22 protein-coding genes are annotated in these 22,716 nt (G+C 54.0%); 16 read left to right on the top strand and 6 right to left on the bottom strand.

Annotated elements, in window-relative coordinates:
* Positions 1 to 33: 33 nt before the first annotated feature.
* From C3451_RS01915 to C3451_RS01905, 3 genes are all read left to right on the top strand, one after another.
* Positions 34 to 3,090: an FAD-binding and (Fe-S)-binding domain-containing protein gene (locus C3451_RS01915; protein WP_063139232.1), complete on the top strand. Its 3,057-nt coding sequence runs from the start codon at positions 34 to 36 to the stop codon at positions 3,088 to 3,090.
* Entirely contained in the window at positions 3,087 to 3,497 is a 411-nt protein-coding gene (gene menI / locus C3451_RS01910) for a 1,4-dihydroxy-2-naphthoyl-CoA hydrolase (RefSeq protein ID WP_023305978.1), read from the top strand. Before C3451_RS01915 ends, menI begins: the two co-directional genes overlap by 4 nt.
* An 85-nt stretch (positions 3,498 to 3,582) precedes the next feature.
* The gene (locus tag C3451_RS01905; RefSeq protein WP_003857766.1) at positions 3,583 to 3,777 is read left to right on the top strand and encodes a YdiH family protein; all 195 of its coding nucleotides are present in this window, start codon (positions 3,583 to 3,585) and stop codon (positions 3,775 to 3,777) included.
* Positions 3,778 to 3,823: 46 nt separating this feature from the next.
* Here C3451_RS01905 and C3451_RS01900 read toward each other — a convergent pair whose 3' ends face one another.
* Together C3451_RS01900 and C3451_RS01895 are read right to left on the bottom strand one after the other, a co-directional pair.
* Positions 3,824 to 4,453 carry a helix-turn-helix domain-containing protein gene (locus tag C3451_RS01900; RefSeq protein WP_023299922.1) on the bottom strand — a complete coding sequence of 210 codons (630 nt, stop codon included), beginning with the start codon at positions 4,451 to 4,453 and terminating at the stop codon, positions 3,824 to 3,826.
* A gap of 77 nt (positions 4,454 to 4,530) precedes the next feature.
* Positions 4,531 to 5,190 (bottom strand): winged helix-turn-helix transcriptional regulator, encoded by a 660-nt coding sequence (locus tag C3451_RS01895; RefSeq protein WP_022647860.1) that lies wholly within the window; start codon positions 5,188 to 5,190, stop codon positions 4,531 to 4,533.
* Positions 5,191 to 5,544: 354 nt separating this feature from the next.
* Here C3451_RS01895 and C3451_RS01890 point away from each other — a divergent pair, with 354 nt between their 5' ends.
* From C3451_RS01890 to C3451_RS01865, 6 genes are read left to right on the top strand one after another with little or no spacing between them, the layout of a single operon-like run.
* A complete protein-coding gene (locus tag C3451_RS01890) occupies positions 5,545 to 6,075 on the top strand; it encodes a fimbrial protein (RefSeq protein WP_022647861.1) in 531 nt (176 codons plus the stop codon).
* A 56-nt stretch (positions 6,076 to 6,131) separates the two neighbouring features.
* Positions 6,132 to 6,809 (top strand): molecular chaperone, encoded by a 678-nt coding sequence (locus tag C3451_RS01885; protein WP_022647862.1) that lies wholly within the window; start codon positions 6,132 to 6,134, stop codon positions 6,807 to 6,809.
* A 27-nt stretch (positions 6,810 to 6,836) separates the two neighbouring features.
* Complete coding sequence (locus C3451_RS01880) at positions 6,837 to 9,380, top strand: fimbria/pilus outer membrane usher protein (RefSeq protein WP_045623654.1); 2,544 nt, start codon at positions 6,837 to 6,839, stop codon at positions 9,378 to 9,380.
* Between the two features lies 1 nt (position 9,381).
* Positions 9,382 to 10,329, top strand: a complete 948-nt coding sequence (locus tag C3451_RS01875) for a fimbrial protein (RefSeq protein WP_045623653.1) — start codon at positions 9,382 to 9,384, stop codon at positions 10,327 to 10,329.
* Between the two features lie 11 nt (positions 10,330 to 10,340).
* A complete protein-coding gene (locus C3451_RS01870; protein ID WP_022647865.1) occupies positions 10,341 to 10,853 on the top strand; it encodes a fimbrial protein in 513 nt (170 codons plus the stop codon).
* Positions 10,854 to 10,894: 41 nt separating this feature from the next.
* Positions 10,895 to 11,548: a LuxR C-terminal-related transcriptional regulator gene (locus C3451_RS01865; RefSeq protein ID WP_045623652.1), complete on the top strand. Its 654-nt coding sequence runs from the start codon at positions 10,895 to 10,897 to the stop codon at positions 11,546 to 11,548.
* A 52-nt stretch (positions 11,549 to 11,600) separates the two neighbouring features.
* Here the strand turns inward: C3451_RS01865 and fdhF are convergent, their stop codons facing one another.
* From fdhF to ycgZ, 4 genes are all read right to left on the bottom strand, one after another.
* The gene (gene fdhF / locus C3451_RS01860; RefSeq protein WP_045623650.1) at positions 11,601 to 13,751 is read right to left on the bottom strand and encodes a formate dehydrogenase subunit alpha; all 2,151 of its coding nucleotides are present in this window, start codon (positions 13,749 to 13,751) and stop codon (positions 11,601 to 11,603) included.
* A gap of 193 nt (positions 13,752 to 13,944) precedes the next feature.
* The gene (locus tag C3451_RS01855; protein WP_022647868.1) at positions 13,945 to 14,223 is read right to left on the bottom strand and encodes a biofilm/acid-resistance regulator YmgB/AriR; all 279 of its coding nucleotides are present in this window, start codon (positions 14,221 to 14,223) and stop codon (positions 13,945 to 13,947) included.
* Between the two features lie 29 nt (positions 14,224 to 14,252).
* A complete protein-coding gene (locus tag C3451_RS01850; RefSeq protein ID WP_032622175.1) occupies positions 14,253 to 14,573 on the bottom strand; it encodes a hypothetical protein in 321 nt (106 codons plus the stop codon).
* 4 nt (positions 14,574 to 14,577) lie between these two features.
* Positions 14,578 to 14,817, bottom strand: a complete 240-nt coding sequence (gene ycgZ / locus C3451_RS01845) for a regulatory protein YcgZ (protein WP_022647869.1) — start codon at positions 14,815 to 14,817, stop codon at positions 14,578 to 14,580.
* Between the two features lie 339 nt (positions 14,818 to 15,156).
* Between ycgZ and C3451_RS01840 the strand changes: the two genes are divergently transcribed.
* The 7 genes from C3451_RS01840 (at position 15,157) to sufS (ending at position 22,702) form a co-directional block, all read left to right on the top strand.
* Complete coding sequence (locus C3451_RS01840; protein ID WP_045622803.1) at positions 15,157 to 16,377, top strand: diguanylate phosphodiesterase; 1,221 nt, start codon at positions 15,157 to 15,159, stop codon at positions 16,375 to 16,377.
* 188 nt (positions 16,378 to 16,565) lie between these two features.
* Entirely contained in the window at positions 16,566 to 17,294 is a 729-nt protein-coding gene (locus tag C3451_RS01835; protein ID WP_023299929.1) for a MerR family transcriptional regulator, read from the top strand.
* A gap of 321 nt (positions 17,295 to 17,615) precedes the next feature.
* Positions 17,616 to 17,984, top strand: coding sequence for a Fe-S cluster assembly scaffold SufA (gene sufA / locus C3451_RS01825; protein WP_022647873.1), 369 nt, complete (start codon positions 17,616 to 17,618; stop codon positions 17,982 to 17,984).
* A gap of 8 nt (positions 17,985 to 17,992) precedes the next feature.
* Positions 17,993 to 19,483 (top strand): Fe-S cluster assembly protein SufB, encoded by a 1,491-nt coding sequence (gene sufB / locus C3451_RS01820; protein ID WP_045622805.1) that lies wholly within the window; start codon positions 17,993 to 17,995, stop codon positions 19,481 to 19,483.
* A gap of 9 nt (positions 19,484 to 19,492) precedes the next feature.
* Entirely contained in the window at positions 19,493 to 20,239 is a 747-nt protein-coding gene (sufC, locus tag C3451_RS01815; RefSeq protein ID WP_022647874.1) for a Fe-S cluster assembly ATPase SufC, read from the top strand.
* On the top strand, positions 20,214 to 21,485 hold the full coding sequence (gene sufD, locus C3451_RS01810) for a Fe-S cluster assembly protein SufD (RefSeq protein WP_045622806.1): 1,272 nt from the start codon (positions 20,214 to 20,216) through the stop codon (positions 21,483 to 21,485). Before sufC ends, sufD begins: the two co-directional genes overlap by 26 nt.
* On the top strand, positions 21,482 to 22,702 hold the full coding sequence (gene sufS / locus C3451_RS01805; protein WP_045622808.1) for a cysteine desulfurase SufS: 1,221 nt from the start codon (positions 21,482 to 21,484) through the stop codon (positions 22,700 to 22,702). The genes sufD and sufS overlap by 4 nt, the downstream gene beginning before the upstream one ends.
* Positions 22,703 to 22,716 lie beyond the last annotated feature (14 nt).

The following is a 22,716-nucleotide window of genomic DNA, read 5'->3' as shown; positions in this document are numbered from 1 at the left end:
GATTTCACACTATTCTCATTAGGGTCGACAGCAATGATCCCACAGATTTCTCAGGCACCGGGCGTCGTTCAACTGGTGCTTAATTTTTTGCAGGCACTGGAGCAACAGGGTTTTACAGGTGATACCGCCACCGATTATGCCGACAGGCTGACGATGGCAACCGATAACAGTATTTACCAGCTTCTTCCCGATGCCGTCGTTTTCCCGCGCTCTACCGCCGATGTGGCCCTCATCGCCCGTCTGGCGTCGCAGGAGCGTTTCAGCTCCCTGGTCTTTACCCCGCGCGGCGGCGGGACGGGCACCAATGGGCAGGCGCTGAACCAGGGCATCATCGTTGATATGTCCCGCTATATGAATCGCATCATTGAGATCAACCCGGAAGAGGGGTGGGTGCGTGTGGAAGCGGGGGTAATCAAAGATCAGCTGAATCAGTTTTTAAAACCGTATGGCTATTTTTTTGCGCCCGAGCTTTCCACCAGTAACCGCGCAACCCTTGGCGGGATGATCAACACCGATGCCTCAGGGCAGGGCTCGCTGGTCTACGGCAAAACCTCCGATCACGTCATGGGTGTGCGGGCGGTGCTGCTGGGGGGCGATATTCTCGATACCCAGCCGTTGCCGGTCGAACTGGCTGAAACGCTGGCAAAAGAGAGCACCACCAGCGGACGGATTTATCGCACCGTGCTGGAGCGCTGCCGTGAAAATCGCGAACTGATCCTCGACAAATTCCCGAAGCTCAATCGCTTCCTGACGGGCTACGAGCTGCGCCATGTCTTTAATGACGATCTGAGCCAGTTCGATCTTACCCGCATACTGACCGGGTCAGAAGGTACGCTGGCCTTTATCACCGAAGCGCGTCTGGATATCACCCCGCTGCCGAAGGTGCGCCGTCTGGTGAACGTCAAATACAACTCCTTTGACTCCGCGCTGCGTAATGCCCCGTTTATGGTGGAGGCGCGGGCGCTGTCGGTGGAAACCGTTGATTCAAAAGTACTGAACCTGGCCCGGGAAGATATTGTCTGGCATTCGGTGAGCGAACTGATTACCGACGTGCCGGATAAAGAGATGCTCGGTCTGAACATCGTCGAGTTCGCCGGGGATGACGCAGAGCTGATTGAGAGCCAGGTGAGCACGCTCTGCCAGCGTCTGGACGAGTTGATTGCACAGGGGGAAGGCGGCGTCATTGGCTGGCAGCTGTGTAACGACCTCTCCGGCATCGAGCGAATCTACGCGATGCGTAAAAAGGCGGTGGGGCTGCTCGGTAACGCGAAAGGGGCGGCGAAGCCGATTCCATTTGCGGAAGATACCTGCGTGCCGCCGGAGCATCTGGCGGATTATATTGTGGAGTTTCGTGCGCTGCTCGACAGCCATGGTCTGAGCTATGGCATGTTCGGGCACGTTGACGCGGGTGTGCTACACGTGCGCCCGGCGCTGGACATGTGCGATCCGCAGCAGGAGATCCTGATGAAGGAGATCTCCGACGAGGTCGTGGCCCTTACGGCCAAATATGGCGGTTTGTTATGGGGAGAGCATGGCAAAGGATTCCGCGCCGAGTACAGCCCGGCGTTTTTTGGCGAACAACTCTACGCCGAGCTGCGTAAGGTGAAAGCCGCTTTTGATCCTGATAACCGTCTTAACCCGGGTAAAATCTGCCCGCCAGAGGGCGTTGATGCGCCGATGTTGCAGGTAGACGCCGTCAAGCGCGGCACCTATGACCGACAAATTCCGATTGCGGTACGCGCTTCCTGGCGCGGCGCGATGGAGTGCAACGGCAATGGGCTGTGCTTCAACTTCGATCTGAAAAGCCCGATGTGTCCGTCGATGAAAATCACCAGCAACCGCATCCACTCTCCAAAAGGACGTGCGACGCTGGTGCGCGAATGGCTGCGCCTGCTGGCTGACCGCGGCATTGACCCGCTCAAGCTGGAACTGGAGCTGCCGGAAAAACGCGCCAGCCTGCGCGGGCTCATCGAACGGACCCGCAACAGCTGGCATGCGAATAAAGGCGAATACGATTTCTCGCATGAGGTGAAAGAGGCGATGTCCGGCTGCCTGGCGTGCAAGGCGTGTTCAACCCAGTGCCCGATTAAAATTGACGTGCCGGAATTCCGTTCCCGCTTCCTCCAGCTGTACCACACGCGTTATCTGCGCCCGATGCGCGATCATCTGGTGGCAACGGTGGAGAGTTACGCGCCGCTAATGGCTCGTGCGCCAAAAACCTTTAACTTCTTTATCAATCAGCCGCTGGTGCGCAAACTGTCTGAAAAACATATCGGCATGGTGGATCTGCCGCTGCTGTCGGTGCCATCGCTCCAGCGTCGGCTGGTGGGGCACCGCTCGGCGAACATGACCCTGGAACAACTGGAAGCATTAAGCCCTGAGCAGAAAGCGAAGGTGGTGCTGGTGGTGCAGGATCCGTTTACCAGCTATTACGATGCGCAGGTGGTGGCTGATTTTGTCCGTCTGGCAGAGAAAATTGGCTACCAGCCGGTGGTACTGCCGTTCTCGCCGAACGGCAAGGCGCAGCACATTAAAGGTTTCCTGACCCGCTTCGCGAAAACCGCGCAGAAAACTTCAGATTTCCTGAATCGCGTGGCGCAGCTCGATATGCCAATGGTGGGCGTCGATCCGGCGCTGGTGCTCTGTTACCGGGATGAATATAAGCAGACGCTCGGCGATAAGCGCGGTGATTTTCAGGTCTTACTGGTGCATGAGTGGCTGCCTTCGGTGCTGAAGCAAACGGCCCCTCAGGAGGTCAGCGGAGAATCCTGGTACCTGTTTGGGCACTGCACTGAAGTGACCGCGCTGCCGACGGCGCCTGCCCAGTGGGCTTCTATCTTCGCCCGCTTTGGCGCGAAGCTGGAAAGCGTCAGCGTGGGCTGCTGCGGTATGGCCGGAACCTACGGTCATGAAGTCAAAAACCACGCTAACTCGCTCGGCATTTACGAGCTGTCGTGGCACCAGGCAATGCAGCGCCTGCCGCGTAACCGCTGTCTGGCGACGGGCTACTCCTGCCGCAGCCAGGTGAAACGGGTGGAAGGTAACGGCGTTCGCCATCCCTTGCAGGCTTTACTGGAGATTATCGGATGATCTGGAAACGTGCGGTCACTCTGCAGGCCTTAAATGCCATGGGTGCGGAAAACATGGTCGGTTTGCTGGATATCCAGTTTACGCGCATTGGCGATAATGAACTTGAAGCGACGATGCCAGTAGACAGTCGTACTCATCAACCGTTTGGCCTGCTGCACGGCGGTGCGTCCGTCGTGCTGGCCGAAACGCTGGGGTCGGTCGCGGGTTACCTGTGTACGGAAGGGGAGCAGAAGGTGGTCGGGCTGGAGGTCAATGCCAACCACATCCGCTCCGTTCGCAGCGGACGCGTGCGCGGTGTTTGCCGCGCACTGCACGCCGGAAGTCGTCATCAGGTGTGGCAGATTGATATACTGGACGAGCAGGATCGCCTGTGTTGTTCATCCAGACTGACGACGGCCGTTGTGTAAAGTTTCCGAATGTCTTGCTTTTGGTCAAAAATTAGCCGCCTGATTGTGATATACTGGTCACGTTTTGAACATAAGCGAGGACATCATGGATACTGAAATAACCCCAACACAGCTGGCAATTGAATATTTACGTCGCGATAAAAGCAATCTGTCTCCGGCGCAGTACCTGAAAAAGCTGAAACAACTTGAGCTGGAATTTACGGATTTGCTGGCGCTCTCTTCAAACGAGCTGAAAGAAGAGATCTACTTTGCCTGGCGGTTGGGCGTTCACGTCCATTGAGCAGTGAAGAAAAGGCCGCCCGCGCGGCCTTTTTTGTGTCTGAAACTCAGTATTTGGCAGGCAGTTTGTTAATTTTAATGAGCCGGCCTTCTTCCATTTCGATGAACCCGCCCGTTTTCAGGTCAGCCAGTATCCGCATTACGCCGCTGCGGGAAAGCCGGGTTTTATCCCGGATGTACCTTTCCGCCGTCACGCTGCGTCGGTAGTTGTCATCTTCCTGCATCAGCATCATGAGCTGCTGACGAATCATCTCGTAAGCCGTTGGCGCACCTTTCGGCATGACGTTGTGATAAAGGCGGTTATAGACAAACATCAGATGATTAGAAAGCAGCCCCCATAACGCCTTCTCTTTGATAACTTCTGCCACCCGATCGGTTGCTAGCACGCCGATCAGGCATGGCGTCACCGTTTTGAGATAATCGTTAAAATATATGTCCGTCAGGTTAGCGAGGCCAAACAGGGCGGGACTGCGCGCGGTGGTAAGCATCATGTCGTCGCTTCTTCTGTATATCGCGATTGTGCCCTCGAGAATTAAATAACACATACTCTGCCCGTTAACCTGGAGATCAAGTTGCTCACCGGGATCGGTTTTATACGTGGCGCAGTGCGGCTGTAAGTGGGAAATCAGTTCCTGGGCATAGGGAGAGCCGCGATGCGATGGTTTGTCAGAAGACATAGCGTTAACCTGGAAAGAGACTGTACTTTCTATAGTGTCGCTCTTATTTTCCACCTTCTCCAGAGATAAAAACAACCTCAGTACTTGCGGGGTAAGTGATGGATCTCGATTAGCACGCCGCGCTCCATAGTGATGTATTTCCCCGTCCGCAACTCCGCCAGGATCCGCATAATGCCGCTGCGTGAAAGATAGGTGCGGCTTTTGATATAGGCTGCGGCGGTAATGCTTTGTCTTATGGCTTCCGGCTCCTGCATCAGTTCTACCAGCTGAAAGCGGATAATGTCGTAAGCCGACATCTGCGATATCTGGGCACAATGTTCGTAAACGCGCGATGCGGTATAGATCAGCAGGTTCGAGAAGGACTCCCATAAATTCTGTTGTGCGACTACGTGATTAAAACGCTCCAGCGTAACGCTAGCCACCTCTGAAGTTTCCAGCGCTCTGACGTAGAGGTGCTCAGAAGAAAACTGGCTGCTCACGCCGAGTATAAAAGGTGCGGATTCGGAATTTAAGACGATACCGTCACCTCGACGATGCAATGCCACGCTGCCATGTAACAGTAAAAAGCACTGGCGGATATCACCGGAATAATAATGGATGACTTCACCTTTAGCCATGATGCATCTTTCCGTATGCGGCAAAACATTATCGATTATTTTTTCAATGTGCTTAAGAGGCTTAGCGCCAAGCACTGTTGTTATTTCATTGCCTGAAACGGGCGCAATACGGGTGTTCATAAGAGGCCTCATACACTGATGCGATCATTTTTTGATCGACATAAAGAATTATCTTAAAAAACAGTTGGTCAGGGAATATTTTCGTCGAGTCTAATTATAGACTTGCCTATTAATGAGTGTTAATTAGTTGAATTTGAAACATTTTTGACTTAGGTCTAAAAGTAGACCGGGGACTTTATTGTTAAGATATTTCCAAAGTAATTTGTTTTGTTTTTGTTAAAAGAGAGTCTACAGCTAGACCCTAAAATCGATTGTGCGTAGAAAAAGAGTTGTATAAATTTTGATTCGTCGAAAGGGGTTTTATTTCTGCAACTGAATATCGGTAATAAATAAAGTAATACAGGAAAGAGAATTATGAATAAAAAATTGATGATGGCAATGTTAGCGGCAGGTTCTGTACTCACCATGACCAATGCATTTGCAGCGGCAGGTACCGTTAATTTTAACGGAAATATTCTGGATTCTGCCTGCGACGTAGATGTGGCATCTCAGAACCAGGTGGTGGTATTGGGCGATTATTATAAAACGGAATTCCCAACGGCGGGAGCCAGAACGGCTGCGACGCAGTTTAATATTATTTTGAAAAACTGTCCTGTGACGGTCACTAATGCAAAAGTCCGTTTTGACGGTACGCCGGATTTAACCAACGCCAGCCTGCTGGCGATTGATACGTCCGTGGCGGGGGCGGCCACAGGGGTAGCGATTAACCTGATGACTGCAGATAAAGCCGATCTGCCGCTGTACGGCAGCAACAGCTATACCTACGCGCTCAGCAGTACGGCTGATAATACACTGAACTTCTACGCGCAGTATATCTCCACCGCAGCGTCCGTGACCGCGGGCCCGGCTAACTCGGTCGCGAACTTCTCAGTGGTTTACAACTAAGTCATTGGCAGTAATTAGCAGGGGGCTTCCCGGCCCCTTGTTTATGAGGTATTGAAATGCGTTTTATAACGACAACTGGCCTGGCGATGGCGCTGTTATCGCTGACGTTAACATCCGCCAGTGCTGGAGTAGTTATTGGCGGCACCCGCATTATTTTCGATGGGGCAAAAAAAGAGGCGTCAATAAGTATCACCAATCCTGATGACGTTCCTTATTTAATCCAGTCGTGGATTGATGTTCAGGATGGGCAATCCGGTAAAGCGCCTTTTATTATTACGCCTCCGCTGTATCGGCTGGATGGCGGGCAAAAAAACCTTGAGCGTATTGTCATGACAGGCTCGCTGCCTCAGGGGCAGGAGAGTTTATTCTGGCTGAACATTAAAGCTATTCCATCAGCTTCAAAGCAGATGAACTCGCTGCAAATTGCCGTCAAAACGCGGATCAAACTTATTTATCGGCCAGAGAGCCTTCGTGCGTCTACCCCTGAGGAACAAACCAACAAATTAACCTGGCATCGTGCGGGAAATGCTCTGCAGGTAAATAACCCTACGCCGTACGTTATCAATTTCAATGAAATAACGGTCGGGGGTAAAAAACTTGACGATGTCACGTACGTAATGCCTTCAGGCTCAGTTCGTTTCCCGTTACCGAATGGGACCAATGGCAATACGCTGACGTTTAAAGTCATTAACGATTATGGCAATCCTGGCGAATTACACCGGGCCAGTTTGTGATCCCTTTGCATTAATCGGGTGCTCGTCATGACAACGGCATTTAATACAGTGCAGCCTGCGCGCCTGGCAATATTCATTGCCCTCGCGCTTGCGGGTTTCTCTCCCACACTGTGGGCCAGTGAGACGTTTAATACGGAACTGGTAGAACTGGATAATCCCGGAATGGGAAAAGCGGATTTATCTGCCTTTGAATCCGGCTCGCAGGCGCCCGGGACGTACCTCGTTGATATTATTCTTGACGATCGGCTGCTGGAAACGCGGGATATTCGTTTCATGGCAGTGAAGGATGCTAACGGCAGTGAAACGTTGCAGCCGTGCCTGAGTATCAGGCAGTTAAAAGCGTGGGGCGTGAAAACGGCGCTTTTCCCGCAGCTCGACGCCGGGCAAGGAGAATGCGCCGATCTCAAGGCGATTCCACAGGCCAGCGCGGACTTCCAGTTTGGCGCCCAGCGTCTGGCAATCAGCATCCCACAGGCTGCCATAGATCTGCCAGCGAGAGGTTACGTTCCGCCCGAGATGTGGGATGAAGGCATTACCGCGGCCATGCTCAACTACAGCCTGAGCGGCGCGAACAGCCGGGCAAGAAGCGGGGCAGGCACCCGCAGCGACAGTCAGTATGCAAACCTGCGACCGGGGATCAACGTCGGTCCCTGGCGGTTACGCAACTACACCACCTGGTCCCGCGATGCGTCCGGCCAGGATAAGTGGGACAATGTCTATACCTTGATGCAGCGCGCGATTATTCCCCTGCAAGCCCAGCTTACGCTCGGAGACAGTTCCGCCCCTGCCGATGTCTTTGACAGCATGCCTTTTCGCGGCGTCCAGCTGGCGTCCGACGACGATATGCTACCGGATTCCCTGAAAGGCTATGCGCCGGTGGTGCGCGGTATTGCGCGAACTAACGCGCAGGTCGTGGTGCGTCAGAATGGCTATCAAATCTACCAAAGCTATGTGGCGCCGGGCGCGTTTGAGATCGCGGATATGTATCCCACCGGCGGCGCGGGCGATCTTGAAGTCACGATCGTCGAAGCCGATGGCAGTGAGCAACATTTCACCCTGCCGTACGCTTCGCTGCCGGTCCTGCAACGGGAGGGGCGCCTGAAATATGCCCTTACCGCCGGGCAGTATCGATCGTATAACCGTAGCGTGGAGAAAACCCCCTTCGGGCAACTGACCGGAATCTACGGCCTCCCTTACGGCCTCACGCTCTATGGCGGCGTTCAGGGGGCAGATAAGTACCAGTCGGCGGCTCTGGGGGTGGGCAAGAACATGGGCGATTTCGGGGCGATATCCGCAGACCTCACCCAGGGCTGGTCAACGCCGGAGCATGCCGCGAAAACAAGCGGTCAGTCGTGGCGGGCCCGATACAGCAAGAATTTTATTAATTCCGGGACGAACTTTTCGATTGCCGGGTATCGCTACTCGACCCGCGGCTATTACGGGATGCAGGAGGTCCTCGATTCGTACGGCGACAGCAGCGCGCTTCAGGACAGGCGACGTAACCGTGCCGAGCTGACGATGAGCCAGACGCTAGGGGACAACCTGGGCGCGCTTACCCTCAGTGCGGCGCAGGAAGATTACTGGAATGACGGTAAGTCGATGGCTTCGTGGAGCGTCGGCTATAGCAACTACTGGCACAACATCAGCTATGGCCTGACATGGACCTACAGCAAAAATGTCCGCTCAGCGTCAGAAACCCGCGACAACCAAAAAAACGCTGATCACGACCAGCTTCTGGCGTTCAACATCAGCATTCCGCTGGATAAATTTTTGCCGCAGACATGGGCGAACTATGGCATGAACGCCAGCAGGAATAACGGGATGACACACAGCATCGGTCTGAACGGGGTGGCTCTCGAAAACCGAGCCCTGAACTGGAACGTGCAGCAGGGATACGGCACAGAGGGCGTGGGCTATACCGGCAGCGTTAACGCGGACTACAGAGGCACCTATGGCGAAGCCACGGCGGGGTATGGTTATGACAAAAACAGTGAACGCCTGAATTACGGGCTACAAGGCGGCATTCTCGCCCATGCTGATGGCATCACGCTTTCTCAGCCGCTGGGGGAGACCAACGCCTTAATTAAAGCGCCTGGCGCCCACGGCGTGGATATCCGCAATCAGCCCGGTGTACGGACAGATGTTCGCGGTTATACGGTCGTGAGCAACCTTTCGGTCTATCGAAAAAACGATCTCACTCTCGATCCGGAAAATATGCCGGAGGATGTCGAACTGGAGATCAACACCCGCACGGTAACGCCGACACGGGGAGCGGTGGTGAGAGCCGATTATTTGCCGAAGTCAGGTCGCCGGGTGCTGATGACCTTGACCGACAACGAACGCGCCGTTCCGTTTGGGGCGGTGGTCACCCTTGTCGGTGATGAGAGCAGCAGTTTTATTGTGGGCGATCGCGGTCAGGTTTATTTAACCGGTATGCGCGAGGAGGGGACGTTAGTCGCGACATGGGGGAGTCAGCCCAGCCAGCAATGCCGCGCTGATTTCAGCCTGCCGACACACTCAACATTCGGTGGGATCGCTGACATGCGCGCCTCCTGCCGTCAGGAACGTTAACATGAAATGGCTTATCGTGATTTTGCTTCTCTGTTTGCTCGCGGCGGGAAACCTCGCCCGTGCCGGTACGTGCACCACCATCACGCCGCAGCTGTCAACCCTGTCCGTGGGGACGATTAACGTGCAGCGTGATGCGCCTGTCGGCACGGTGGTCTTTTCCGGCGCGGCGACAGCCACCGGTTCCTATCTTACTGGATGTGCTAATCCGCTGATGCTGGGATTCAGCATGCGCTACAACAGCGCCACGTTGAGCAGCTACGGCAATCATGTTTACAACACTAACGTCAGCGGGATAGGCATACGCTTTTCCTCTAACGCCTATTTTGAAAACCCGAGCAATACGTTCTCGTACAATGCGCAGACCTCCTATGTCGACTGGTATGGCGGGAGGATTGAGCTGGTGGTGACTGGCCCGGTCTCATCGGGGGCGTTAACCCCGGGGGCGATCGGCGTCGTGACGCTTCAGGGGAGCGACGGCATCTATCGTGACGGCCTGACCACGCAGCTCACCGCCGGAACCATTAATGCCATGGCGTGCACGGTGAATACGTCACAGCTGACGTTTCCGATCGGGGATATCCCCGCCTCGGCGTTCGGCAACGTGGTGGGCACCACGCCAGCGGGAGCACAGAACACGCAAAACCTGGGCTTAACTTGCGCCGCCGGAACCAATATTACGGTCTCGCTCAGTGGAATACAGAATCCGGACAGCGCCAATACCAGCGTGATGGCCTTAACCGGGCAGGGGAATGCCGGCACCGCAAAAGGGGTTGGGGTGCAGCTTATCTATAACGGTGTGCCGCTGGTGAGGAACAGCCGACTATTCTTGCGGCAGTCTGCCGGCGGGCAAGAGACATTGCCGTTAACGGCCCGATATTACCAGACGTTGAACCGCGTGGAGTCAGGTTCAGCAAATGCCTCCGCCACCCTTAATTTGACCTATCAGTAGCAGGTACGAAGATGAAAATAATATACGGGACACTGCTGTTACTGGCTTTACTCAGCGGGAAGGCTTTCACCGCTGATAGCGTCAACATCGGTGTGACGGGAAATATCGTTGCGTCGCCGTGCATATTTAATGGAGGGAGTAACAGCCTCGATGTCAATCTGGGCAATATTCAGGCAACCAATATGGCGACGCCGGGCTCAACATCGGATCCGGTGCCATTTAGTCTGCTGTTCACCCAGTGCCCAACGGGAACGCAGAGTGTGACCGTCTCTTTTACCGGCAGCCCCGATCCCGCGGCGGGCGCGGACTATTTTATGAACAGCGGTTCGGCCACGCATGTGGCGATAGCCATGCGCGATGCCCAAACGGGTACGCTTAAAGGAACAGGCTCTGGCATGACTCAAACTATTGGTGCCGACAGAACCGCGACAATGGCTATGCAGGCCTCGGTTAAATCCGTGACGGGTGGCGTCACGCCGGGAAGCATCAGTGCAGTTGTGGTGATGACGATGCAGTACAACTGAGCGCCGGTGATATGCCTTTTTTAAAGACGTTGGTATGAGCTATGTTAAATATTCTGATTCAGGAAACCGATCTATTTTTTCAGGCTGGGCTACATGAATTTTTCGAGGATTTTTTTAAACATAACTTTCATCGTGCCATCACATTTAACCTGGCGCTGACCCATGAAAACGTCAGTCAGGCCGATATTATTGTCCTGTCATTATGCCAGGGTGAAACACTGACCTGTTTTCCCGAGTTACTCGCCCGGCAAAAAGGGATTGTGCTAGGGTTTGTCGACGATGAACTGCGCTTTTCGGCGTTGCCCTCCTGCTTTCAGGACATTATTTTTCTCCCTCGCCGTGCATCGCTTGATCGTATCAGTGGCGTACTGTTTATCGCGTGGTTCAGGACGCAATTACCGGGTTACACATGGACTAAACATAACTGCTTCGACTGCCAGCATAAAGGGTTATCCCGGCAACAAATTCGTATTCTGGTCAATTTTTACCGAGGGCTGTCGGTAGTGCAGACCGCTCAGGCGCTGGAGATGAGTCAGAAAACGGTCTTTACCCATAAATATATGCTGATGCAAAAATTTAATCTGCGAAGCGATTACGAGCTGATCGTACTGTTGAGAAGGCTGATGGAGAAAAAGAACCGTCCGAACCTGCTTCGCGATTACCTGGAAAATAATTATGCAGAACAGATAGCGTAAAACGTCAGCGGATAGCTGGCCGGGCAGTGATAGCCACCACCCGGCAATGTATTTAAACGTTAACCGCAGCGATCAACCGCGTCTTCATGGTCTGGTATGCAGAAGCCGCAAAATCCTCCGCCCAGCGCTGGTCCTCGATCGCCTCCATCTGCACGGCGCAATATTTCGTTTCAGGCGTTCTGGAGATCGGGTCTAGATTATCCTGCGTCAGCTCATTACAGGCGCCAATCCACCACTGGTAGGTCATATAGATTGCTCCCGCATTGATGCGCTCGCTGATGCTGGCGCGCGTGATCACTTTACCCCGGCGTGAACGTACCCAGACCAATTGGCCGTCGGCGATCCCACGCTCATCCGCGTCGGCCGGGTTCATTTGCACCCGGCCCGGCTCGTCGGCCAGGCTTTGCAGCGCCGCGCAGTTCCCGGTCATTGAGCGACAGGAGTAGTGACCGACTTCGCGCACCGTGCAAAGTACCAGCGGGTAATCCGTATCCGGTGTCTCGGCCGGAGCGCGCCAGGGGGCAGCAAACAGCTGGCCTTTGCCAGTGGGTGTGTCGAACTGATTATCCCTGTACAGATAGGGTGTGCCGGGATGATCAAGGGTTGGGCAGGGCCACTGGACATGGCCCATCTCGCCCATTTTTTCGTAGGTCACGCCGTAGAAGAGGGGGCACAGCTCGCGCATTTCGTCCCAGATCTGCTGGTTATTCTCGTAATGCATGGGATAGCCCATCTCCGTGGCCAGCAGGCTGATGATCTCCCAGTCGCGCTTGACGTTGCCGCTGGCCTCAATGGCCTTGCCAAAACGCTGGAAGCCGCGATCGGCACAGGTGAACACGCCAGCATGTTCTCCCCATGACGTGGCAGGGAGCAGTACGTCAGCCACCTCTGCCGTTTTGGTCATAAAGATGTCCTGAACCACCACAAAATCGAGGGACTCAAAGCCGCGGCGGACCAGGCCCAGATCGGCTTCTGTCTGAAGCGGATCTTCCCCCATGATGTAATAGGCTTTGATCTTACCTTCCAGCGCGAGATGCGGCACTTCGGTGATACGCGTCCCGACGCGATCGTCCATCCGGCTGACATTGATTTTCCACGCATCGGCAAATTTCAGTCTGACTGCCGGGTCAGTGACATCCTGGTAGCCGGGGAACATATTGGGCAAAACGCCCATATCGCAGGCACCCTGAACGTTATTTTGCCCGCGAACCGGACCTACGCCGACGGCAGGGCGGCCCAGGTTGCCGGTGAGCAGCGCCAGGCTGGAGAGACCTTTCACCACATCAACCGCCTGACCAAACTGCGTAACGCCCATTCCCCACATTACCGTTGCTGAAGGCGCCGCCGCGAACATGCGCATTGCCTGACGAACATCCCGCGCGGGAATGCCCGTCAGATGTTCAACCTGCTCGGGTGCGTAATCTTTTACCGTCAGTCGGTAAGCCTCAAGCCCTTCTGTGAAGCGGGCAACGTAGTTTTTGTCGTACAGTTCCTCTTCAAGCAGGACATAGCCAAAGGCATTGACCAGCGCCATGTTACTGCCGTTTTTCAACTGAAGATGAAGATCGGCAATGCGTGCCGTTTCAATATGACGCGGATCGCAGACGATGATTTTTGCGCCATTTTCACGTGCTTTAAGCACGCGTCGGGCGACGATGGGGTGAGAGTCGGCGCAGTTATAGCCGAACACCAGCAGGCATTTTGAGTTTTCAATATCGTTAATGGAATTGCTCATGGCACCGTTGCCGAGGGTCTCCTGTAAACCGGCAACGGACGGACCGTGACAGACGCGGGCGCAGCAGTCGACGTTGTTAGTGTTCAGCACCGCACGGGCAAATTTTTGCATCACATAGTTGGTCTCATTGCCCGTTCCCCGCGAGGACCCCGTGGTCATAATGGATCGAGGGCCGTACTGATCTTTGATGCTTTTAAGCCTGTGAGCAGTATAGCGAATGGCCTCTTCCCAGGTAACAGGGGTAAAGGACTCGCCTTTGCTGTAGCGGATCATGGGCTGCGTCAGACGGGGGGTAAGCAGCCGTGTGTCGTTAAGAAAGTCCCAGCCGTAGAATCCTTTCAGGCAAAGCGTGCCCTGATTGGTTACGCCATCAGCGGCTTCGGCACGGATAATCCGGTTATTTTTCACGACGAGGTTTAGTTTGCAGCCTGCACCACAGTAAGGGCAGACGCTGGAGATTTTTTTCATCAATAACAGACCTGTTAAGAAATGAAGCAATGTTTACTGGAAAGCCCAGTCCCTTAGCGGACTAAGCAGGATCCATGCCACATTCAGTGTGCTTGATTAACAGGGCGTCAGGGAAGAGAGGGTATGTCATCGTCAGTCTGTTCGTCAGTATTGACGATGACACGCTATCCGTAGGGATGGGAAGGGAGAGGCGTTAAAGATCGTCCATGGTATAACCGACAACAATTTCCAGCGTCTTGCGGATCACATCCGCCTTAACGACATCGTCGGTAGTTTCCAGCGTCTGGATCAGCCAGAGAATGATCGCTTTGTTGGTCAGATGACCTTCAGAAGCGAGAACACAACGAACCGCAGTCGAAAAAATGGCAGACTCTTCAGCAAAGCGATCGCCTGCGTGACGGAAATACTCCGACAACGCGCTATCTAAAAAGGCGGAGTGGTATTCGGGTTGAAGCTGAATATTTTGTCTCATTTGTTCTCACCGTTGCTGTAAAGTTGTAGTCAATGCATCTTTTTGGGATCGGACGGTTTTCCATTTCCAAATAACGGCACTACATTGTCTCGATTATTTTTGAGAGATCCCTCTCTCTGTATTCGTCCTTGTGCGGTTCTGCGACCTTTAAAAGCGACAGTGCCTGTGCTGATTTCAGCTATCACCCTCGCTAATGTCTCCCGCCGCTGGGGATCCGTCTCACAGGCTTGCATGTTACGCAGACGCTGAACCAATCCCTCGGTCGTCACGGGACCGCGCTCCTTCAAAAGTGAAAGAGCGGCTTCTCCAATAAGCTGGTCGATCAGTCGGTCCGCATCACTGCTGTTCATAACATTAACGTTCGAAGAGCAGACCAAGAAGCAGGTGATAATGATGTTCCTCTTCCGGACCATTGGCCCTTTCAAGGCGACTCAACAGTTTTGTGCAGAGCGATTTGCGATTCAGATTCCGCCCATCGCTAAGGATTTCAACAACAACCTGACCCAGGGTTTCCTGTTGGGTTGGAAGCGCGGCTTTTTCGAAGTACTGCGCAATCGCTGTTGCTGAGTCTGCGACGTATCCGTTCTGCTGCATGTTTCGCTCCTGTAAAATTCTGTAATCAGTAACGTTACATTTAAGGTATACATAATTTTCAAATCTGTACATTTAAAATGTACAATTTTTTAAATATTTTATAATATATTTTATAAAGTGTTTATTTTTCAGACGTTTACATGTGTGCAATCTACTGCGGGATTCACAAAATATATTGTACAATCCAAAGCGGCGTCGCAGAGTTGTACAAGCTTGGGAAAGGCGCAAATAAGCCGTGTAAATCGTTGACATGTAAATTATTTGTTGGGAAATTAATGTGCTATAACAGAGTTCTCCCCACGTGTTTTCGTGGTCACCCCCTCAATCTTCAGGATTAGCATGCTCACAACCATCATTTACCGCAGTCATATCTGCGAGGACGTTCCAGTGAAAGCGCTGGAAGACATGGTCGCTGCTGCAAATTGTAGAAATCGCCAGTTCGATGTGACGGGGATTTTGCTGTTTAACGGCACACACTTTTTTCAGTTACTTGAAGGGCCCGCTGATAACGTTAAGGAGATCTATGAGCTCATCTGCCGTGACCCACGGCATCACAACGTGGTCGAATTGTTGAGCGATCACGGGCCTTCAAGACGTTTTGGCAATGTGGGTATGGAGCTCTTCGACCTTCGTCAGTACGACACCAACGAAGTGCTGCAACAGGTACTCGATAAAGGCACAACGCGCTATCAGCTGACCTATAACGATCGCGCCCTGCAATTTTTCCGCACCTTCGTTGAGGCCACTGAAAAAGCCAACTACTTTGAGCTGCCTCCGGCTGACGCCTGGGAGTTTGTCACCGAAAATACGCCGTTATCCTCCCAGCCGACAGTAGTGGCAAAGGGCGCGGACTGTAGTTTCGCATTTCAACCTATCATCGATCCGTTTATGCAGCAGGTAGTTTCCTGGGAAGCCCTGATCCGCACGCCGTCCGGTGAGTCCCCGGAAAGCTATTTTGCCCACCTGTCGCGTGAGGCGCTGTACGAATCGGATCTGAAGAGTAAACAGGTGGCTTTGTCGATGGCCAGCGCGCTGGGCCTACAGACTCAAACGTTGTCCATTAATCTGCTGCCGATGACGCTGGTCAATGTTCCTGGCGCCGTCGATTTTTTACTGACGGCAATTGAGGCGAACGGTTTTGTGCCGGAGCAAATTGTAGTCGAGTTCACCGAGAGCGAGGCGATCTCGCGCTTCGAAGAGTTCACCAGCGCGGTCAGACAGCTTAAAAGCGCCGGGATCAGCGTGGCCATCGATCACTTTGGCGCGGGATTCGCCGGTCTGCAACTGCTGGCCCAGTTCCAGCCGGACAGAATCAAGATCAACCGTGATTTGATTGCCAACGTGCACAAGAGCGGCCCGCGTCAGGCGATCATTCAGTCGATCATTAAATGCTGTGCGTCCCTGGAAATCCTGTTCTGTGCGGTAGGTGTAGAGCTGGCTGAAGAGTGGATGTGGCTGGAATCCGCCGGGATTTCTCAGTTCCAGGGACACCTTTTCGCCAACCCGCGTCTGGGGGGCATTCCGGCGATTGCTTGGCCCGAGAAAAAGTACGATTTATAAAAACCTGTACGTAACTCTTAATAGTGACCTGTACGTACGGCTAAATTTATACAACAATACATTAACGAGTGAGGGGTTCTTTGAGCCATTCACTTGTCTCATAACGAGGAGTTAGTTATACAAATGATTTGTACAATCTGATAAGGTTGGTTTGGTTAGGTATGGAAGTATTGTGCGTGAGGGAGTTAATGGCCTATTACAGTATCGGCGAAGTGGCCGAACGATGCGGTATCAACCCCGTTACGCTGCGTGCCTGGCAGCGCCGTTATGGATTGTTGAAGCCGCAGCGAAGTGAAGGGGGTCATCGTCAGTTTGACGATGAAGATATCCTGCGTATCGAAGAGATCAAACGCCTGATGAAAACGGGTGTTTCGGTCGGTAAAGTAAAAGCGCTTCTTGAAAATACAGAAGTGATGACGCATGGGAACTGGGCATCGTTTCAGGAAGAGATGTTAACCGTTCTGCGCTATGCCAATCCGGCAAAACTGCGCGCCAAAATCAGTGAGTTCCGCCGCGACCATGCGATGGATGTTCTGATAGATAACATCATCACCCCTGTGCGTCAGCGAATGAATCAGGATCAGAATACGGTGCGTCATATGGCGAGCCTGCTCGACGGTGTCCTGATTGAGTTTGCCGTTACTAGCCTGGTTGAATCACGAAAAAAAGCAGGTAAAGATGCGCTACTGGTTGGATGGGAGTGCGACGACCGTACGCATTTGTGGCTGGAAGCGGCCCGTCTTGCCTACAAGGGCTGGCATATCGACGTGCTGGCTGAACCCATTGATTCTCCACGTCCGGAACTTTTCCCTGGACAAAAAATTTTCGTCTGGACCGGTAAAGCACCTACGCCTCGTCAACAGGAGCAGCTCGACCACTGGCGTGAACAGGGTTTCGCCGTCTCGTTCCATCACTGATGTTAAGGGGTCCGTCAGGGCCTTTTTGTCTTTTCGAGCCCGCTTTCTTATTGGAAGATAGCTATCTCAAAAATAGGTATTTTCAATACAATTTTTATTATTGCCCGCCACCTAACCGCCTTTCTTATGAAATGCATTATTTATCAATGCATTGAACAAAACTAACCCACCCATCCGCATCCCGCCACAGGGTCTATGCTTAATGAAAGTAGCCAAAAAGGGCGGTTTAGCCCAAAGCCCCTGCTCGCAGGGGGTTGAAGTGATAATCGTTATCACTAACATGGTGTTATGCCCTGGTGGCTTATCAGATGAGGTGGACCTATGGAACTGCATTCAGAAACCTTCAATCCGGCCGATTTTGCCTGGCGTGGCTTAACGCTGACGCCCGCGGCGGCGGCGCATATTCATGAGCTGGTGGCAAAAAATCCCGACATCCTCGGCGTACGCTTAGGCGTTAAGCAGACGGGCTGCGCAGGATTTGGCTACGTGCTGGATACCGTAACCGAACCCAAAAAGGACGATCTGGTCTTTGAAACCGACGGTGCAAAGTTATACGTCGCGCTACAGGCTATGCCGTTTATCGATGGAACCGAAGTCGACTACGTTCGGGAAGGTTTAAACCAGTTATTCAAATTTCATAACCCGAAAGCCCAGAACGAATGCGGCTGCGGCGAAAGCTTTGGGGTATAGGCGGTACTATGTCTCGTAATACTGAAGCAACGAGTGATGTAAACACCTGGAGCGGCGGACACCTCAACTATAAAGAGGGTTTCTTCACGCAGCTGCAAACCGATGAGCTGGCGAAAGGCATCAACGAAGAGGTCGTGCGCGCCATTTCGGCGAAACGTAACGAGCCGGAGTGGATGCTGGAGTTTCGCCTGAGCGCATTCCGCGCGTGGCTGGAGATGGAAGAACCCCACTGGCTGAAAGCGCATTACGATAAGCTGAACTATCAGGATTACAGCTACTACTCCGCGCCCTCATGCGGCAGCTGCGATGATACCTGTGCCTCGCAGCCCGGCGCGGTACAGCAAACCGGTGCCCAGAACAGCTTCCTGAGTAAAGAGGTGGAAGAGGCCTTCAATCAGCTCGGCGTGCCCGTGCGCGAAGGTAAAGAGGTGGCGGTGGACGCCATTTTTGACTCCGTCTCGGTGGCAACCACCTACCGTGAAAAGCTGGCGGAGCAGGGGATAATTTTCTGCTCCTTTGGGGAAGCCATTCACGATCACCCGGAGCTGGTGAAAAAATACATTGGCACCGTGGTACCCAGTAACGATAACTTCTTCGCGGCACTGAATGCGGCGGTGGCGTCAGACGGCACCTTTATCTACGTGCCTAAAGGTGTGCGCTGCCCGATGGAGCTCTCGACCTATTTCCGCATCAACGCGGAAAAAACCGGCCAGTTTGAACGCACCATCCTGGTGGCCGATGAAGGCAGCTACGTCAGCTATATCGAAGGCTGTTCGGCGCCGGTGCGCGACAGCTACCAGCTGCACGCGGCGGTGGTAGAGGTGATCATCCATAAAGACGCGGAAGTGAAATACTCTACGGTACAGAACTGGTTCCCGGGCGATGGCAACACCGGTGGTATTCTGAACTTCGTCACCAAGCGTGCGCTGTGCGAGGGTGAAAACAGTAAGATGTCCTGGACGCAGTCAGAAACCGGCTCCGCCATTACCTGGAAATACCCGAGCTGTATTCTGCGCGGCGACAACTCCATCGGTGAGTTTTACTCCGTGGCGCTGACCAGCGGTCATCAGCAGGCCGATACCGGTACCAAGATGATCCACATCGGCAAAAACACCAGATCGACCATCATCTCCAAAGGGATCTCTGCCGGTCACAGCCAGAACAGCTATCGCGGGCTGGTGAAAATCATGCCGACAGCCACCAACGCACGTAACTTTACCCAGTGCGACTCCATGCTGATTGGTGCGGACTGCGGGGCGCATACCTTCCCCTATGTCGAATGCCGCAATAACAGCGCCCAGCTCGAGCATGAGGCGACTACGTCACGTATTGGTGAAGATCAGCTGTTCTACTGCCTGCAACGCGGGATCAGTGAAGAAGATGCGATTTCAATGATTGTTAACGGCTTCTGTAAGGACGTGTTCTCTGAACTGCCGCTGGAATTTGCCGTTGAAGCCCAGAAACTCCTCGCCATTAGTCTTGAACACAGCGTCGGTTAAGGAAAGCACATGTTAAGCATTAAAGATTTACAGGTTAGCGTGGAAGAGAAAGAGATCCTGCGTGGGCTCAATTTTGACGTCAAACCGGGTGAAGTTCACGCCATCATGGGGCCAAACGGCTCCGGGAAAAGTACGCTTTCAGCGACGCTGGCAGGACGCGAAGATTATGAGGTCACCAGCGGCTCCGTTGAGTTTAACGGCAAGGATCTGCTGGAGATGTCGCCTGAAGAGCGTGCCGGTGAGGGCATCTTTATGGCCTTCCAGTATCCGGTGGAAATCCCGGGCGTCAGCAACCAGTTCTTCCTGCAAACCGCGCTGAACGCGGTGCGCAAGTATCGCGGACTTGAGGCGCTGGATCGCTTTGACTTCCAGGATCTGATGGAAGAGAAAATCAAGCTGCTGAAAATGCCCGAAGATCTGCTCACCCGCTCGGTGAACGTGGGTTTTTCTGGCGGTGAGAAAAAACGTAACGATATTCTGCAAATGGCGGTTCTTGAGCCGGAGCTGTGCATTCTCGATGAAACCGATTCAGGGCTGGATATTGATGCCCTGAAGATCGTTGCCGACGGCGTAAACTCTCTGCGTGACGGTAACCGCTCATTTATTATCGTGACTCACTACCAGCGTATTCTGGACTACATCAAACCGGACTATGTCCACGTGCTTTATCAGGGGCGCATTGTGAAATCCGGTGACTTTACGCTGGTTAAACAACTGGAGGAGCAGGGTTATGGCTGGCTTACCGAACAGCAGTAATGCACTCCAGCAGTGGCACCGGCTGTTTGAAGCGCAGGGTGGAGCGCGCTCTGAACAGGCTCAGCACCATCTCCAGCAGATGCTGCGTCTCGGTTTACCGACGCGTAAGCATGAGAACTGGAAATATACCCCGCTGGACGGCCTGCTGAACGGCGAGTTTGTCACCCGTCTGGCGCAGGTTAGCCCCGGTCAGCGCGATGTGCTGGCGCTGAGCGTGGATGCCGTGCGTCTGGTGTTTGTAGACGGGCAGTTTCGTGAGGAACTCAGCGACAGCGTACAGGAAAGCGGGTTCGATATCGCCATTAACGACGAGCGCCAGTCGTTGAGTGCTCCGGTCCAGCCTGACGTCTTTCTGCACCTCACTGAGAGCCTGTCTCAGTCTGTCACCCATATTCACGTTAAGCGTAACCAGCGCCCGGCGAAACCGCTGCTGCTGATGCATATCACCCAGGGTGTTGAGGGCGACGAGATCAACACCGCCCACTATCGCCACCATCTCGAGCTGGCAGAAGGGGCAGAAGCGACGGTAATTGAGCATTACGTTAGTCTGAACGACACCCGCCATTTTACCGGCTCGCGTCTGACGATGAACGTGGCGACCAACGCCCAGCTGCACCATATCAAGCTGGCGTTTGAGAATCCGCTCAGTCACCACTTCGCCCACAACGATATTCTGCTGGGCCAGGATGCCGCGGCTTACAGCCACAGCTTCCTGCTTGGCGGCGCGGTGCTGCGCCACAATACCAGCACCCAACTGAACGGTGAGAACACTACGCTGCGTATTAACAGCCTGGCGATGCCGGTGAAGTCAGAAGTGTGCGACACGCGCACCTGGCTTGAGCATAACAAAGGCTACTGCAACAGCCGTCAGCTGCACAAAACCATCGTCAGCGACAAAGGACGTGCGGTGTTTAACGGCCTGATCAATGTGGCGCAGCACGCCATCAAAACTGACGGGCAGATGACCAACAACAACCTTTTGCTGGGACGTCTGGCAGAGGTGGACACCAAACCACAGCTGGAAATTTATGCGGACGACGTGAAATGCAGCCACGGCGCAACGGTCGGGCGTATTGACGATGAGCAGATGTTCTACCTGCGCTCTCGCGGGATAGACCAGCAGGCCGCGCAAAAGATGATTATTTACGCCTTTGCGGCTGAGCTGACGGAAGCGCTGCCCGATGGCGGACTTAAGCAGCAGGTGCTGGCCCGTATCGGTCAGCGGCTGCCTGGAGGCGAAGCATGACATTTCCCGTAGAGAAAGTCCGGGCAGATTTTCCGGTACTGACCCGTGAAGTGAATGGTCTGCCGCTGGCCTATCTCGACAGTGCGGCCAGCGCGCAAAAACCGAATCAAGTGGTGGATGCGGAAGCCGAGTTTTACCGCCACGGTTATGCGGCGGTCCATCGCGGGATCCACACTCTGAGCGCCGAGGCGACCCAGCGCATGGAAAACGTGCGCACGCAGGTTGCGGCGTTTCTCAACGCGCGTTCGCCGGAAGAGCTGGTGTTCGTGCGTGGCACCACCGAAGGGATCAACCTGGTGGCTAACAGCTGGGGCAATGCGCAGGTGCACGCGGGGGATAACATCATCATCACCCAGATGGAGCACCACGCTAACATCGTGCCCTGGCAGATGCTCTGTGAGCGTATGGGGGCGCAACTGCGGGTGATCCCGCTAAACGAAGACGGTACGCTTCAGCTTGAACAGCTGGACGCCCTGCTTGACGACAGAACGCGGCTGGTAGCGGTGACCCACGTTTCAAACGTGCTGGGGACGGAAAATCCGGTGGCGCTGATCGTCGACAAAGCCCATCAGGCCGGTGCGAAAGTGTTGATTGATGGTGCCCAGGCGGTGATGCACCATGCGGTTGACGTTCAGACCCTGGACTGCGATTTCTACGTCTTCTCCGGGCACAAGCTGTATGGTCCGACGGGCATCGGCGTGTTGTATGTGAAGGAGGATATTCTCCAGGCCATGCCGCCGTGGGAAGGGGGCGGGTCAATGATTGCCACCGTCAGCCTGACGGAAGGCACAACCTACGCCCGGGCGCCCTGGCGCTTCGAGGCGGGCACGCCAAACACGGGCGGGATCATCGGGCTGGGCGCGGCCATTAGCTACGTCTCTGAAACGGGGCTGGCGGCGATTCAGGAGTACGAACAGCTGCTGATGCAATATGCCTTGCAGGAGCTTGCCGGCGTCCCGGATCTGACCTTATATGGCCCTGCTGACCGTCTGGGTGTGATAGCCTTCAACCTCGGCAAGCATCACGCTTATGATGTGGGCAGTTTCCTGGATAATTACGGCGTCGCCGTACGTACCGGGCATCACTGCGCGATGCCACTGATGGCGTATTATCAGGTACCGGCCATGTGCCGCGCATCGCTGGTGATGTACAACACAACGGAAGAGGTCGACAGACTGGTGGCGGGACTAAAACGTATTCACCAGCTGCTTGGCTAACGGAGAGGCGAGAG

Origin of the sequence: Enterobacter sp. 301B (assembly GCF_003850715.1) — a bacterium.
GTDB classification, from domain to species: Bacteria; Pseudomonadota; Gammaproteobacteria; order Enterobacterales; family Enterobacteriaceae; genus Enterobacter; species Enterobacter intestinihominis.
This window is presented reverse-complemented; position numbering and strand designations above follow the sequence as displayed.

What these genes read in the sequence shown, in the direction of transcription:
- C3451_RS01915 (WP_063139232.1), top strand. Translation starts at nt 34, where the DNA reads ATGATCCCACAGATTTCTCAGGCACCGGGCGTCGTTCAACTGGTGCTT.
- menI (WP_023305978.1), top strand. Translation starts at nt 3,087, where the DNA reads ATGATCTGGAAACGTGCGGTCACTCTGCAGGCCTTAAATGCCATGGGT.
- C3451_RS01905 (WP_003857766.1), top strand. Translation starts at nt 3,583, where the DNA reads ATGGATACTGAAATAACCCCAACACAGCTGGCAATTGAATATTTACGT.
- C3451_RS01900 (WP_023299922.1), bottom strand. Translation starts at nt 4,453, where the DNA reads ATGTCTTCTGACAAACCATCGCATCGCGGCTCTCCCTATGCCCAGGAA.
- C3451_RS01895 (WP_022647860.1), bottom strand. Translation starts at nt 5,190, where the DNA reads ATGAACACCCGTATTGCGCCCGTTTCAGGCAATGAAATAACAACAGTG.
- C3451_RS01890 (WP_022647861.1), top strand. Translation starts at nt 5,545, where the DNA reads ATGAATAAAAAATTGATGATGGCAATGTTAGCGGCAGGTTCTGTACTC.
- C3451_RS01885 (WP_022647862.1), top strand. Translation starts at nt 6,132, where the DNA reads ATGCGTTTTATAACGACAACTGGCCTGGCGATGGCGCTGTTATCGCTG.
- C3451_RS01880 (WP_045623654.1), top strand. Translation starts at nt 6,837, where the DNA reads ATGACAACGGCATTTAATACAGTGCAGCCTGCGCGCCTGGCAATATTC.
- C3451_RS01875 (WP_045623653.1), top strand. Translation starts at nt 9,382, where the DNA reads ATGAAATGGCTTATCGTGATTTTGCTTCTCTGTTTGCTCGCGGCGGGA.
- C3451_RS01870 (WP_022647865.1), top strand. Translation starts at nt 10,341, where the DNA reads ATGAAAATAATATACGGGACACTGCTGTTACTGGCTTTACTCAGCGGG.
- C3451_RS01865 (WP_045623652.1), top strand. Translation starts at nt 10,895, where the DNA reads ATGTTAAATATTCTGATTCAGGAAACCGATCTATTTTTTCAGGCTGGG.
- fdhF (WP_045623650.1), bottom strand. Translation starts at nt 13,751, where the DNA reads ATGAAAAAAATCTCCAGCGTCTGCCCTTACTGTGGTGCAGGCTGCAAA.
- C3451_RS01855 (WP_022647868.1), bottom strand. Translation starts at nt 14,223, where the DNA reads ATGAGACAAAATATTCAGCTTCAACCCGAATACCACTCCGCCTTTTTA.
- C3451_RS01850 (WP_032622175.1), bottom strand. Translation starts at nt 14,573, where the DNA reads ATGAACAGCAGTGATGCGGACCGACTGATCGACCAGCTTATTGGAGAA.
- ycgZ (WP_022647869.1), bottom strand. Translation starts at nt 14,817, where the DNA reads ATGCAGCAGAACGGATACGTCGCAGACTCAGCAACAGCGATTGCGCAG.
- C3451_RS01840 (WP_045622803.1), top strand. Translation starts at nt 15,157, where the DNA reads ATGCTCACAACCATCATTTACCGCAGTCATATCTGCGAGGACGTTCCA.
- C3451_RS01835 (WP_023299929.1), top strand. Translation starts at nt 16,566, where the DNA reads ATGGCCTATTACAGTATCGGCGAAGTGGCCGAACGATGCGGTATCAAC.
- sufA (WP_022647873.1), top strand. Translation starts at nt 17,616, where the DNA reads ATGGAACTGCATTCAGAAACCTTCAATCCGGCCGATTTTGCCTGGCGT.
- sufB (WP_045622805.1), top strand. Translation starts at nt 17,993, where the DNA reads ATGTCTCGTAATACTGAAGCAACGAGTGATGTAAACACCTGGAGCGGC.
- sufC (WP_022647874.1), top strand. Translation starts at nt 19,493, where the DNA reads ATGTTAAGCATTAAAGATTTACAGGTTAGCGTGGAAGAGAAAGAGATC.
- sufD (WP_045622806.1), top strand. Translation starts at nt 20,214, where the DNA reads ATGGCTGGCTTACCGAACAGCAGTAATGCACTCCAGCAGTGGCACCGG.
- sufS (WP_045622808.1), top strand. Translation starts at nt 21,482, where the DNA reads ATGACATTTCCCGTAGAGAAAGTCCGGGCAGATTTTCCGGTACTGACC.